The sequence below is a fragment of the Lysinibacillus odysseyi 34hs-1 = NBRC 100172 genome (genome assembly GCF_001591965.1).
GTDB lineage: Bacteria > Bacillota > Bacilli > Bacillales_A > Planococcaceae > Lysinibacillus_B > Lysinibacillus_B odysseyi.
Genome location: NZ_BCVX01000013.1, coordinates 131777 through 145521 on the forward strand (window position 1 = coordinate 131777; position 13745 = coordinate 145521).

Consider the following 13745-nt stretch of genomic DNA (forward strand, 5'->3'; position numbering starts at 1 on the left):
ATTTTAATATGTCATATTGCGTTCCCGCTCGAGCAGCCGTGCATCAATTAAATATTTAAACGCCCAGCCGAGCATCAGTAAAAATAATAGGTTTGCCCCGATTGTTGGTAATAGGCGCCCATTCAAAAACTCCATAAATGGCATGGCTGTAAAATCGATGAGCAGGAAGAATTCATAGAGCAGGACCTCCATGCCGGCAACAAGCAGCACAGCAAGTACTGTCGTAATAAGCAAATGCTGATGGATAAATTTAATACTCCAACCTGCGATGAAGCATACTAAGGGATATAACACTGAATATAATCCAATAATATCAATGTAAAATACATCATACAAGAGGCCAAAAATCAGGCCATAAATAACGGCCCGCTTTCGGTTATAGTAAATAGAAATGAAGATTAAATATAGTATTAAAAACCGCGGTACGAGATACGCTGTATAATCATCGAAGTAAATCGGTGAAAACTTTGCAAATTCCGGCTCCAGCAAAAATAAGAGGACCGCGACAAATGGAATTAAATATCGGACCATTATTCGTCACCTTCTGGTTCTGTATTTTTATTCGACAGATCCTTATTTGTTCCTTCTCCGTCCAGTCCATCAATTGAAGTGATTGAGCGCTTTGCAATAATCACTTCTTCCAACAGCGAAAAGTCTGCTGACGGCTTCACAAATGCCATTTTTGTCAGACCGAAATCATCTGTTGTTACTTCTGTGATTTCACCGATTGGAATACCTTTCGGGAAGATTCCCCCAAGACCTGATGATACCACCTTTTCCCCTACTTCAATTTTTTTGCTGGAATCAATCCGCTTTAACACTAATTCATTGCGTTCTGCATCAAAGCCTTCGATAAGGCCGTAAATATCCTCTTTGCCGGACTGCACTAAGGCAGACACACGGTAATTCGAATTGTTAGTATATAAAAGCTCTACTTCGGAAGTATATGGTGTAACAAGAATAATTTTACCAATTAATCCACGAGCTGTCATAACAGCCATATTTTTCTCAATTCCGTTTTTCGACCCTTTATTTAAAATGATTTTTTCTTCCCATTGATCAGGGTTTCTCGCAATGACCGTCGCATGGACCGGATTATAATCAAGCAGGCTCTGTTCTTTGTCGCTGAGTTCCCGTAAATTGGCATTTTCCTTCTCCAAATTATGAACTTTCGTCTGCAGTACCGCAAACTCCTCCAAGCGCATTTTCAGTCGTTTATTTTCTTCATACGTATTTAATAAAGATTCAATTCCGTCGAAAATACCTGTTATGTAATTTGTCGGCTTTGCTACAATACCTTGTGCAAAGCCAACTGTATCCTTAATAATCTTTTCCGGAAATGTCGCGTTCTGACGATCACGTAATGAGAAGCTAATCAATGCCACAAGGAAAATAACACTTACTAAAAGCACTATCAGTTTCTTATTCGAAAAATGTGGCATTGCCTATCCTCCTTACCCTTTCATTTGCTGAGAACGAACTAAATCAATATGGTCTAACGCCTTGCCAGTACCAATTGCTACACAGTCAAGCGGTTCTTCGGCAATGAAGACAGGCATTTGTGTTTCATCACTGATCACTTTATCCAAGTTACGAAGCAATGCACCGCCGCCTGTTAGGACAATACCGCGTTCCATTACATCGGCTGACAATTCAGGAGGAGTCTGCTCCAATGTCTTTTTCACGCCGTCTACAATCGCCGTAATTGCTTCACGCAGCGACTCAGAGATTTCTTCTGCTGTAATTTCAATTGTTTTTGGAAGACCTGTCAGCAGGTCACGACCACGGATGTCCATTTTTTCGTTTTCATTTTCTACACGTGCTGTACCAATTTCCACTTTAATTGCTTCAGCAGTACGTTCACCAATTGTTAAATTATATGCTTTACGGATATACGTAATAATCGATTGGTCCATTGCGTCCCCACCGACACGTACTGACTCACTTGTTACGATACCGCCAAGTGAAATAACAGCTACTTCTGTTGTACCGCCGCCGATATCTACTACCATCGAACCAGTCGGATCCCAAACCGGCAGATTAGCGCCGATCGCTGCCGCAAATGGCTCCTCAATTGTAAATGCTTCCTTTGCACCCGCCTGGCGTGATGCATCGATTACCGCACGCTGCTCAACAGATGTAATACCATACGGCACGCAAATCATGACATTTGGTTTTTTCCAGTTTGAACCGGATGTTTTCAATGCTTCATGCAGATAATATTTAATCATTTCTGTTGTAATGTCAAAGTCTGCGATAACCCCATCCTTCATTGGACGAATCGCTACAATTGAACCTGGTGTACGCCCAATCATATTTTTGGCGTTGTTACCTACGGCTACAATATCACCTGTTTTTGTATTTTTCGCCACAACGGAAGGTTCGCGTAAAACGATTCCTTTCCCTTTAACGAAAACCAATGTATTCGCTGTGCCAAGATCGATCCCGACATCCTTATTTCCTAATCCAAACAAATTAAGTACTCCCTTTCTATACAAGCCGTTCTTATAAGTTAGCTAAAATCATACGCTCTATTATAGCGGATACACGTTCAAAATTGTAGTGCCACACCACCCATTCATGAACTTTTTGTCACATTTCCGCTAATAATAAAGTTTGCCTCTTCTATTGTATTTGTATTTAGTAGATGAAACAAACAAAAAAGCTATATAACTTTTAACAATTACATTGCAAATCTATGACGATATGTCTCTAAAAAAGGTTCGCTGTCACATTATTGTAATATAACAAAAAAACTACGTCCGGTAAATGACGTAGTTTTTCCTTTAAGCCCTTATATCTCCACTTCTCTATTTTCATGAAAAAAAGCCTCCGACAGCATGTTAAATGATTCCATAAAAAGGGAGAAGGTCATTACCATAACATGGGGTTGATTTCCGTTCTGGCAGGCTGGCCGCCATTCCAATCAACTAGTTTACCATCCCCGACTTATAGTGAAGATCTGTAAAAATTCAGCTCCTCTATTCTATATAAAATAAAAGCAAAAAGCACTAAATATATCCCTTTTCTTTCATACTGATAAATTGATGATCGCCGATGATAATATGATCGATTAAATCAATACCAATGATTAACCCCGCCTCCATCAATCGTGTTGTTACTTCAATATCTTCCGGACTCGGTGTCGGAACACCGCTTGGATGATTATGAGCGCAAATAATAGAAGCAGCAGAGCGTTTCACCGCTTCCCGAAAAATTTCTCTAGGATGCACAATGGAAGCATTTAAGCTGCCGATAAAAATCGTCTTTTTATGTAACACCTGATTTTTCGTATTCAGGAAAAGAACGACAAAGTGCTCCTGCGTAAGAGATGACATATCAGGCATCAAATAATGCGCAGCATCATCTGGAGAGCGGATAGTAAAGCGCTCATTCATCTCTTTCTGCGCAAGCCGGCGTCCAAGCTCTATGGCTGCTAATATGTGGACCGCCTTTACCTCTCCTATCCCTTTTACAGCCATCATTTCCTCTATGGTGGCATCCCTTAATGCGTGAAGTTTTTCAAAACTCATCAATATTCGATTAGCAAGCGCTAATACAGACTCCTCTTTTGTCCCTGTCCGCAGCAGTATAGCTAGCAACTCCTGATTCGACAGACTTTGCGAGCCCTGTCTAATCAGCCTTTCGCGCGGCCGGTCTGCTTCATGTACATCGCGGATCTTCAACTGTGAAATTGGTGAAAGCGTCAACCATGTCACTCCTTTAGATTGAAATATAACGCAATGACAATAATCTCTCTACTAAAGATGCTAATGGTAAACCAACAACGTTATTATAATCGCCCTCGATACGGTCCACGAAAAATACCCCATCCGTTTGAATGCCGTACCCGCCCGCTTTATCAAACGGATCTCCGGATGCCACATACGCCTCAATTAATGGTTGTGGTACATGTTTAAATACAACCTTCGTTTCTTCCACAAAGGTGGATTCCTTACCATCGGGTGTTATGATAGCAACTGCCGTCATGACCGTATGCGTGTTGCCGGATAAAGTTTGCAGGTGCTGAACAGCCTCTTCAAAAGAAACAGGCTTATGCAGCAAGCAATCCTCATACACAACAATTGTATCTGCGCCAACAACAGTCTTATCAGGGCATTTCCCCGCTATATCTCTCGTTTTTAACAATGCTACTTCTGTTACATACTGCTGTACGTTTTGTGCTTTTACGCTCGTCTCTTCCACATCGCTTGTCAGGACTTCAAAAGGAATATGAAGCAGTCCAAACAATTCCTTTCTACGGGGCGATGCCGAGGCGAGTACAAATTTGTGAGTTGTATTAAATTTCATGTTAGTACCCCCTGAGCACTATAATAACGGACATTTCTATTTTTGAAAAACCCCGGCCCCTGCTCAAATTTTTATTTTGCGCACGTTTTATGAGTCAAATTGTATTTTTAGACAGTCATTTTCTCCGTAAAATTGCGCTAGCGCGTGCAGCCGAATGACATTCATATCATTCGAAAGCGGTGCAATACTTTCAATAAAGGATGTCCATTCCTCAGGAAGCCCTGCATCTTTGCCGTTTGCTTGAAAATTATTTTTCAGCTTGTTTTCATCCTGTAAATAAGCGGGAATATCGGCAATGGCGTTTTTGGTGCACCCGTTGCTGGAAAACTGAAAGGATTTTGAGAAAGAAGCGGGAACTGTTTCCTCTGTCAACTTTGCCAGTGCCACCTTTGACCATACATAAAATGTATCCGCCACTTGCACAACGACTGCCTTATTTAATGTAGGATTCTGTGCTAAAAAGGCTGAGGCACTGTCAAATGTCGTGAAGGCTCCATGCTGGCTTGCATAAAAACGAGCTGTCTGCTGCGGAGCCGCGTTTGCTTCTATAGTCTCCTCCTTTTCGGTCGCTTCCGGAACTTCAGCCGAATCTTTCGCTGTAATGAGAAAAAGAGCAAAAGCTCCAACACCCGCTAATCCAATTAACATACCAAGAGCCGCAGCCCGGAAAATTTGTTTTGTACTGATGAATTGCTTTGAAAACATTACCATCACCTCTAGCACAACAGTAACAAATAAAAATGAAAAAAGGACAGGAGCCTTGTCGCCCATGTCCTAAAATTTCTCGACAAATAATTTTATTTTTCGCCTGTAAGCTGTGCCCGTAAGGCAGCAAGCAAATAGAGTGATCCTGTTACAATTTTGACATTACCCTTCTCTACCGGCTCCTGTAAATATTCAGCAGGCAAATGGATGATGCGGCGATCGACAGCCCGGCTTTTCTTCATTAAATCTATCGCCTCCATGGCTCGTTCGTTCTCAAAACTTACAAATGTAAATGTCGTGCTCACCGTTTCAAATATACGCAGGACCGCATCCACATCCTTATCTGCAAGCATTCCAATGACAAACTCAATATTTTTATACGGAAATTGCTCTTGAATAGTAGCCACCAACTTTTCTGCGCTGGCTGGGTTGTGCGCTCCGTCAAAGTAAACATTCGGCAGTACCTCTTCAAACCGCCCCGGCAATGCTGCAAGCGCCACGCCCTTTCTTACCGATTCAGTCGTTATATTGTCCGCTATAAGTAGAAAGGCCATAATGGCAAGCGCCATATTTTCTCCCTGGTGAGTACCGGGCATTCTCCGCTCAAGAGCAGAAAATTGATATTTTGGTGAAAGAAACTGTTCCCCCTCTACCGTAAATTCCTCTCCAAGCATATAAAGTGGCGCATTTTTGCCTTCTGCCTCTAGCTTTACGACATTCATTGCCTCTTCAGACAGCTTTCCTACAACTACCGGTACCTCTTGCTTGATTATGCCTGCCTTATGCGCTGCAATCTCTGTCAGGGTATTTCCCAGGAAATTCGTATGTTCCAGGGAGATGCTTGGGATGATAGAAACGAGTGGGGTAATAACATTTGTGCTATCAAGAAGTCCCCCCATGCCCGCCTCGATCAGAGCGATATCAACGTGCTGCTTTTGGAAGTGCAAAAATGCTGCACATGTTAATAATTCAAAGTCCGTGCATTTGCCGTCTAATCCCGCTTCCCGCATTTCTTGAAAGAGGCCATCCATTTCTTGGGCAGTAATTTTTTCACCGTTGATTTGAATTTGATCATGTACATCCAATATGCAGGGGGACATAAACTTCCCTACCGTTTTACCATGCTGGCAAAGGATAGATTCTAAAAACGCAATCGTTGACCCCTTTCCATTTGTTCCGGCTACATGAATATATGACGTACCTCTTTCCGGATTACCTAATAGAGCAAGTGCCTCTTTCATAGCATCAAGGCCAGGCTTAATGATATTTTCACTATTAACTCCCCACTTTTTTTTGTAATGCTCAAACCCTGTTATCATCTCTATTCCTCCTATTAATTACATACCGGTGTCATTGCACCTTCTATAAAGGCGGGAGACTTTTGCTGTATGAAGCTAAAAAAGAACGTACTTCAGCTATAAAATAAAGTGACCCTGTAATGACAAGGAGCTCGTCTTCCTTTAAATTCCCCTGCAGCCTTAGGAGCAGGGCACGCCAATCTTTTTGTATGAATTTGCACTGGTGCTTACTTTCTTCGGCAAGAATCTCTGCCTTCGCTGCCCGTGGTAAATCAATTTCTGTAAAATACATTTCGACCGCTGCACCATCCATCATCCGTATGCTTTCCTGATGATCCTTATCCTGCAAAGCTGCATAGACAAATTTATAATGCTTGTCCGGCTCTATTTGCTCCAGTGTTTGCAGTAAGGCAGCCGTTCCTTCCGGGTTATGAGCCCCATCAAGAATGATTTGAGGAGCTATCCGCTCAAAACGCCCATTCCAGCTTGCTTTTTCGAGCCCTATCCGCATCGTTTCCTCACTGATGGAAGCATCATACAAAAGTGCAGCTGTCATTGCCAGTGCTGCATTATCCAATTGATGTGCGCCAGCCATCATTACATAAATATCCTCTATCTTTCTACCCAATGCTTTGTAAGTAAGCATTTGCCGTTCCGCTGTTTTTTCTATAAGGATTGTGTCGTCCAGCATATAAAGAGGTGCTTGACGCCTGTTAGCCTCACCCCTAATTACCTCCCGGGCTTCCTGCTCCCGAACACCGACGACCACAGGTTTTTGAAATTTAATGATTCCCGCTTTCTCACCGGCTATTTTTTCAATCGTATCACCAAGCATATCCATATGCTCTAATGAAATTGTCGTAATGACACTAACTTCCGGGTTCAGTACATTAGTTGTATCAAGGCGCCCGCCTATTCCCGTCTCGATAAGCGCCACATCCAATTGTACCGCCGCAAAATATTGAAACATAATAAGCGTCATAAATTCAAAAAAGCTCGGAAACTTTCCGTCTAATTGATTATGTACGATGTCAGCGATTTTATTGGCAAAGTATAAAAAGTCTTCATCTGAAATTTGATTTTTATTGATTGTTATACGCTCATTCGGCCGCTCCAGATGCGGGGATATAAAGGCACCTACCGTTAATCCGTGTGCCATTAGAATTTCCCTTGTCGCATTAAGAGTAGAACCTTTGCCGTTCGAGCCGGCAAAATGAATAAAACGTGTGGATGTTTCCGGGTTTCCTAATGCCGCTAAAATTTTTCGCGCTGATTCAAGCGGCTGTCCCTTATACTGGCTTGCTTTTAATGTGAAAATAAAATCGGTACAGTCTTTCATAGTGTGAAACATTATCTAGCCTCCCAACAACTGATTACTTATGTACTTTGTCCGATTGCCATCGTTAGTTGATCCTTTAATCCTTTCACATTGTCTAATACTCAGACTGATTTGTCTAGAAACAAATGAAAGGGAAGCGCCAAATCGGCACCCCCCTCGTCATTACATATTTTTCAGTTCAGCTAAACGCTTCTCAACTGTTGCATATTTCTCTTCATAATCTGCAAGCTTTTCCCGTTCGGCATTTACGAGTGCTTCCGGTGCTTTCGAAACGAATTTTTCATTTGAAAGCTTGCCTGTCACTAATTTTACTTCCTTCGCCCATTTTTCAAGCTCTTTTTGTAAACGCGCAACTTCTTCTTCCACATTAATCAAGCCTGCCAGCGGTAAGAATAATTCTGCTCCTGATACAACAGCAGACATCGTTTGTCCCGGGGCTTCAATTCCTACGCCAATCTCAAGTGTTTCCGGATTACAGAATTTCTCGATATATGCTTTATTTGAATCCAGTACGGCAGCTGTTGCTTCGTCCTTGGCCGAAATATAAAGTGGTACTTGCTTACTCATCGGTGTATTTACTTCTGCCCGGATGTTACGTACAGAACGGATGATATCCATTAACAGCTTCATATCGCCTGCTTCTGCTTCAAAATCAAATTCAGGACGAACTACCGGCCAGGCAGCCACTGTAATGGATTCTCCCTCATGAGGCAAGTGCTGCCAGATTTCCTCTGTCACAAACGGCATAAATGGATGCAGCAGGCGCATTATTTGGTCTAATACATATGCAAGTACTGAGCGTGTCGTTTTCTTTGCGGCTTCATCTTCACCGTAAAGCGGCAGTTTCGCCATCTCGATATACCATGAACAGAAGTCATCCCAAATGAAATTGTACAGCTCCCGGCCAACTTCCCCAAACTCATATTTATCAGACAATGTTGTCACACGTTCAATTGTATGGTTCAGACGGGATAGAATCCATTTATCCGCTACAGATAATTCACCAGTTAAATCGATTTCCTCGTATGTTAAACCTTCCATATTCATTAAGGCAAAGCGTGATGCATTCCAAATCTTATTGATAAAGTTCCAAGTCGCTTCAACTTTTTCTGTCGTATAACGCAAATCCTGCCCTGGAGAAGATCCTGTCGCTAGGAAGTAACGCAGCGAATCCGCGCCGTATTGACCTATGACATCCATTGGGTCAACCCCGTTACCAAGGGATTTCGACATTTTACGTCCTTCCGCATCACGCACAAGCCCGTGAATCAAAACATCTTTAAACGGACGTTCACCTGTAAATTCTTTTCCTTGGAAAATCATACGGCTTACCCAGAAGAAGATAATGTCATACCCTGTTACCAATGTGCTTGTCGGGTAGTAGCGTTTAAATTCCTCATTTGTTTCATCCGGCCAGCCCATTGTTGAAAACGGCCATAAAGCAGAAGAGAACCAAGTATCCAGCACGTCTTCGTCCTGAGTCCAATTTTCCGGATCAGCAGGCGCTTCCTTGCCTACATAAATTTCACCTGTTTCATTATGGTACCAAGCCGGGATTTGGTGTCCCCACCATAGCTGTCTAGAAATACACCAGTCATGGATATTTTCCATCCAGCGGTTATATGTGTTTTCAAAACGATTTGGTACGAAGTGAACTTTCTCTTCTTCATTTTCCTGTATCGCAAGTGCCTGCTCAGCAAGTGGTCCCATTTTAACAAACCATTGCTTTGAAAGGTACGGCTCTACAACCGCCCCGGAACGCTCTGAGTGTCCTACCTGATGGACATGCGGCTCGATTTCAACAAGCACGCCTGCCTCCTGCAAGTCTTTTACAATTTGCTTGCGGCATTCAAATCGGTCCATACCGGCATATTTACCGGCAAGATCGTTCATTGTGCCATCTTCATTCATGACTAAAATTCGCTCCAGGTTATGGCGGTTGCCGACTTCAAAGTCATTTGGGTCATGGGCCGGCGTCATTTTTACAACACCTGTACCGAATTCTTTATCAACATAATCATCCGCTACGATTGGGATTTCACGACCTACGATTGGCAAGATAATTGTTTTCCCTACCAAATGTGCATAACGCTCATCTTCTGGATGTACTGCTACCCCGGAATCACCAAGCATTGTTTCTGGACGCGTCGTCGCAACACGTAATGTACCGGAACCATCAGCAAGCGGATATTCCATATGATAGAATGCACCCTCTACCTCTTTATGGATTACTTCAATATCGGACAATGCCGTTTTAGCTGCAGGGTCCCAGTTAATAATGCGTTCACCGCGGTAGATTAATCCCTTTTCGTAAAGCTTGACGAATACTTCCTTTACCGCTTCAGATAAACCTTTATCCAATGTAAAGCGTTCACGCGAATAATCAAGAGCCAAACCTAGCTTTGCCCATTGCGCACGGATATGGGAAGCATACTCTTCCTTCCACTCCCATGTTTTTTCAAGAAATTTTTCACGGCCAAGGTCATAGCGTGTAATTCCTTCGCTGCGCAGCTTTTCTTCTACCTTTGCTTGTGTAGCGATTCCAGCATGGTCCATACCCGGCAGCCATAATGCATCATATCCCTGCATGCGCTTCATGCGGATAATGATGTCTTGCAGTGTTGTATCCCAGGCGTGGCCAAGGTGCAATTTCCCTGTTACGTTTGGCGGTGGAATAACAATCGAATACGGCTCTTTCCCGCTTGTAGGCTGTGCTTCAAAAAATTTGCCTTTTAGCCACCATTCATAGCGGCCGGCTTCGGTGCCCTGTGGGTCGTACTTTGTCGGCATTGTGATTTCTGTCATATTGACTCCTCCTTATAGAAAATAAAAAAACTCCCTCGTCAATAAAAGGACGAGGGAGTTAGTTCGCGGTACCACCTTTAATTCCAAAACGGCACAAGTCAAGCGTTCGCATTCTGCGTCACTCCTCACTCAGCAATCCTCATGAACTGTATGTTCACTCCGGTTGCCTCATTTCGTCGTTCCTTGACTGACAAACGCTTTCTTTTGCGCCGTTCATCTGTCAAGTGTTCGCATTCTGCGTCACTCCTCACTCAGCAATCCTCATGAACTGTATGTTCACTCCGGCTGCCTCATTTCGTTGTTCCTTGACTGACAAACGCTTTCTTTTGCGCCGTTCATCTGTCAAGCGTTCGCATGCTTTTCCATTTTGGCTCTTCATTCGTTAACGGTGTTTAACCGGCACTTTACTACTATCATTTCATAAAGGCTGCTCCCAGGCTACGTTCAAATGGGCCGCTTTGGAAACTTTTCAGCTACCGTTTCCTCTCTACTAAAGGGTGTTCATTCTACTCTTCCTGATCATAGCATCAAATATTTAGTTACCTGTTATTGTAATCAATTTATGCTGCTTTTTCAAGCTTTGTTACATATCATGGTTCATTTTAAAAAAACTACACGCTTTTATTAAAAAAGAGATTCTTCTTATGTTGGGTAAAAGCATGAGATAATGGGGTGTGGCGTTAAGAGGGGCCACCGAATAAACTATAATAACCGGATTTTTAAAAGTGGACGCAGACTGTAAGGTTAAAAGCAGCCTTTACTAAATTTTTTTCTAATGCCATTGATGTCATCACCTGTTTTATTAACTTTATCTTCATCAACATTTGCCTGGCTGGGGACTATTCTTTTTAATAGAACAAAAAAGACTATCCCTCTACAGGATAGCCTTCATCTTCTCGAGAAAGGAGTAATAATATGAGAAAACATTACAACCCTTATTTACTACCTCCGTGGCTTCGGAAAACACGTTTTTACTGCCGGACAATCATTATACCTATTACTGTTTTCCAGGGCTGCCGGACATTGTTTTTCCCGTCTACATGGGACTTGATTTTGTTAGCTATATTGGGACTGATCGCCTATCTACTGATTACGGACTTTATTTAAAGCGAATGTTTCTTTTCGGTAACCATCTTCCAAGTGAAACAGAAATTCTGTAGATTCCGGCCTGCTTTCATCTATATATTCTTCTACACGCTCTTCTATCAATTCTTCTACTTCATCTACCATATTCACGGCAATTTTATCGGCAATTTCTTCCGTTATTTCAATTGCTATCTCTTCAGCTATTTCTTGAATTGTTTCTTTAGCCGCTTCTTCAACAACCGCATCGGCGACTTTCTCAACAATCTTTTCAGCAGAGACTTCGATTATTTCTTTCACACTGCTTTCCATTACATCCTCTAATACCTTTTCGTTGTGTATTACTTGAATACTTTTTTCAGAGCTTTCGGCTGCTTTTTCAATAAAAATTTTCTCATGATCCGTTATATTGGTAGTAGTTATTTCATCGTAAACACACATTACCTGCCAGGCAATGTCAAACGCGTCCCCACAAGTAGTTTGAATATCTTTAACCCGTAAGTTTTTCACTTCCATCTTTGGCAGCTCCATTCGAAATGGTAGGGCATATTCAAAATACCCTTCATTATCCAGTAAATCTACATGTTCAATGAGTGTGCCCATTTCCGAATGGGCATGCTTTTTGCGGTCAAATTCTACTCTCGCCATTATATGATAGATACCTTGTATAAGGAGCTCTTCAGACAATTGCTCACATTCCCAGTTCGGCTGAACATTTATCAATTTCACATCTTTTACACAGCCAAAGTCATTGGGAAATGTAAAAGTTTCATTCACCTGCCATTGCATCGTTTGAGTCAAAAAAATCCCTCCTTGCAACACCGTATGCATAAAGGAGGGATATTTATTCGTTATTTGGCTAGTGGAAGCTTTCGTACAACCCCAGCTTTTTTTATGCGGACAATCATACTGCCTTATCGGGCAAGTTTTTCAAATACTTTATGGAAAGCAGCTACTGTTTTTGCGATATGCTCTTCCGTATGTGCTGTTGAGATAAATAAGCCTTCAAATTGGGAAGGAGGCAGGAAGATGCCTTCTTCTGCCATCAGCTTGAAATACTCGGCAAACAATTCCAAATCAGATGTTTTGGCAGATTCAAAATCTACAACATCTTCGTTTGTGAAGAAGAAACCGATCATTGAGCCCGCACGATTTACTGTATGTGGAATATTGTACTTCCCTGCCGCCTCGCGGAATCCGGCTTCAAGCTGATCGCCCAGCTTTTTGAAGTATTCATAAGACTCTTTTGTCAGGCGTGATAACGTTTCGTAGCCTGCCGTCATCGCAAGCGGGTTTCCTGATAATGTGCCTGCCTGATAGATTGGGCCGGCTGGAGCGATTTTTTCCATAATTTCACGTTTCCCTGCAAATGCCCCTACTGGAAGGCCGCCGCCGATTACTTTTCCTAGCGTTGTCAAGTCCGGCGTTACCCCGTAATACCCTTGCGCACAGTTATAATCCACACGGAAACCAGTCATTACTTCATCAAAGATAAGGACAGTCCCATGTTTTTCTGTCAGCTCACGCAGACCTTTTAAGAATTCAGGCTTTGGTGGTACTACCCCCATGTTGCCCGCTACAGGTTCTACAATGACAGCCGCTAAATCTTTGCCGTATTTCTCAAATACCAACTCTGCGGATGCCAAGTCATTGTACGCCACTGTTAATGTGTTTTTCGCGATATCAGCTGGAACTCCCGGAGAATCCGGTAAGCCAAGTGTCGCTACACCTGACCCTGCTTTAATCAGCAAGGAGTCACCGTGGCCGTGGTAAGAACCTTCGAACTTAAGGATTTTATCCCGGCCTGTATAACCACGCGCTAAACGAAGAGCAGACATTGTTGCCTCTGTACCTGAAGAAACAAAACGGATCATTTCGATTCCTGGAACACGATCCATTACGAGTTTCGCCAGTTTATTTTCAGAAAGTGATGGGGCTCCAAAAGAAGTAGCTTTTGCTGCCTGCTCTTGGATTGCCTTTACAACGTTTGGCTCAGAATGTCCTAAAATAAGAGGTCCCCAAGACAGGACATAATCGATATATTCGTTGCCATCAATATCCTTGATAATCGCACCTTGTCCTGATTCCATAAAAATCGGGTCCATATTGACAGATTTAAATGCACGGACCGGGGAATTAACACCGCCCGGCATTAAGTCTACCGCTTCTGCAAACGCAGCTTTTGATTTTTCGTAAGAACGCAT

The 13745-nt window shown here is 42.6% G+C and carries 12 protein-coding genes and 1 other annotated feature; of the genes, 1 reads left to right on the forward strand and 11 read right to left on the reverse strand.

The genetic code is table 11. From position 1 onward, the window contains the following. Positions 1-3: 3 nt before the first annotated feature. The 9 genes from mreD to BOD01S_RS19295 form a co-directional block, all read right to left on the reverse strand. Positions 4-531, reverse strand: a complete 528-nt coding sequence (gene mreD / locus BOD01S_RS19255; RefSeq protein ID WP_036156576.1) for a rod shape-determining protein MreD — start codon at positions 529-531, stop codon at positions 4-6. Further along, a complete protein-coding gene (gene mreC, locus BOD01S_RS19260; RefSeq protein ID WP_036156574.1) occupies positions 531-1442 on the reverse strand; it encodes a rod shape-determining protein MreC in 912 nt (303 codons plus the stop codon). Before mreC ends, mreD begins: the two co-directional genes overlap by 1 nt. Positions 1443-1454: 12 nt before the next feature. After that, a complete protein-coding gene (locus BOD01S_RS19265) occupies positions 1455-2474 on the reverse strand; it encodes a rod shape-determining protein (protein ID WP_036156573.1) in 1020 nt (339 codons plus the stop codon). 537 nt (positions 2475-3011) lie between these two features. After that, positions 3012-3710: a RadC family protein gene (radC, locus tag BOD01S_RS19270; RefSeq protein WP_036156571.1), complete on the reverse strand. Its 699-nt coding sequence runs from the start codon at positions 3708-3710 to the stop codon at positions 3012-3014. A 13-nt stretch (positions 3711-3723) separates the two neighbouring features. Beyond that, entirely contained in the window at positions 3724-4311 is a 588-nt protein-coding gene (locus tag BOD01S_RS19275) for a Maf family protein (protein ID WP_036156570.1), read from the reverse strand. A gap of 87 nt (positions 4312-4398) precedes the next feature. Further along, positions 4399-5082 (reverse strand): hypothetical protein, encoded by a 684-nt coding sequence (locus BOD01S_RS19280; protein WP_169745624.1) that lies wholly within the window; start codon positions 5080-5082, stop codon positions 4399-4401. Between the two features lie 26 nt (positions 5083-5108). Further along, complete coding sequence (locus BOD01S_RS19285; RefSeq protein WP_036156565.1) at positions 5109-6335, reverse strand: bifunctional folylpolyglutamate synthase/dihydrofolate synthase; 1227 nt, start codon at positions 6333-6335, stop codon at positions 5109-5111. Between the two features lie 43 nt (positions 6336-6378). Then, positions 6379-7665 (reverse strand): bifunctional folylpolyglutamate synthase/dihydrofolate synthase, encoded by a 1287-nt coding sequence (locus BOD01S_RS19290; RefSeq protein WP_036156563.1) that lies wholly within the window; start codon positions 7663-7665, stop codon positions 6379-6381. A gap of 150 nt (positions 7666-7815) precedes the next feature. Continuing rightward, a complete protein-coding gene (locus tag BOD01S_RS19295; protein WP_036156561.1) occupies positions 7816-10458 on the reverse strand; it encodes a valine--tRNA ligase in 2643 nt (880 codons plus the stop codon). 42 nt (positions 10459-10500) lie between these two features. After that, positions 10501-10990 (reverse strand) — a binding site (T-box leader). Positions 10991-11373: 383 nt separating this feature from the next. Between BOD01S_RS19295 and BOD01S_RS22720 the strand changes: the two genes are divergently transcribed. Further along, positions 11374-11565, forward strand: coding sequence for a hypothetical protein (locus BOD01S_RS22720; RefSeq protein WP_081978021.1), 192 nt, complete (start codon positions 11374-11376; stop codon positions 11563-11565). Here BOD01S_RS22720 and BOD01S_RS19300 read toward each other — a convergent pair. Continuing rightward, entirely contained in the window at positions 11542-12342 is an 801-nt protein-coding gene (locus BOD01S_RS19300; protein ID WP_052124923.1) for a hypothetical protein, read from the reverse strand. The two genes, BOD01S_RS22720 and BOD01S_RS19300, sit on opposite strands and share 24 nt — an antisense overlap. A 113-nt stretch (positions 12343-12455) precedes the next feature. Beyond that, positions 12456-13745 (reverse strand): glutamate-1-semialdehyde 2,1-aminomutase, encoded by a 1290-nt coding sequence (gene hemL / locus BOD01S_RS19305; RefSeq protein ID WP_036156559.1) that lies wholly within the window; start codon positions 13743-13745, stop codon positions 12456-12458.

Excerpts from the sequence above, each read along its gene's own strand:
- mreD (WP_036156576.1), bottom strand. The coding sequence starts at position 531 with ATGGTCCGATATTTAATTCCATTTGTCGCGGTCCTCTTATTTTTGCTG.
- BOD01S_RS19280 (WP_169745624.1), bottom strand. The coding sequence starts at position 5,082 with ATGGGCGACAAGGCTCCTGTCCTTTTTTCATTTTTATTTGTTACTGTT.
- BOD01S_RS19275 (WP_036156570.1), bottom strand. The coding sequence starts at position 4,311 with ATGAAATTTAATACAACTCACAAATTTGTACTCGCCTCGGCATCGCCC.
- BOD01S_RS19295 (WP_036156561.1), bottom strand. The coding sequence starts at position 10,458 with ATGACAGAAATCACAATGCCGACAAAGTACGACCCACAGGGCACCGAA.
- BOD01S_RS22720 (WP_081978021.1), top strand. The coding sequence starts at position 11,374 with ATGAGAAAACATTACAACCCTTATTTACTACCTCCGTGGCTTCGGAAA.
- hemL (WP_036156559.1), bottom strand. The coding sequence starts at position 13,745 with ATGCGTTCTTACGAAAAATCAAAAGCTGCGTTTGCAGAAGCGGTAGAC.
- BOD01S_RS19285 (WP_036156565.1), bottom strand. The coding sequence starts at position 6,335 with ATGATAACAGGGTTTGAGCATTACAAAAAAAAGTGGGGAGTTAATAGT.
- mreC (WP_036156574.1), bottom strand. The coding sequence starts at position 1,442 with ATGCCACATTTTTCGAATAAGAAACTGATAGTGCTTTTAGTAAGTGTT.
- BOD01S_RS19290 (WP_036156563.1), bottom strand. The coding sequence starts at position 7,665 with ATGTTTCACACTATGAAAGACTGTACCGATTTTATTTTCACATTAAAA.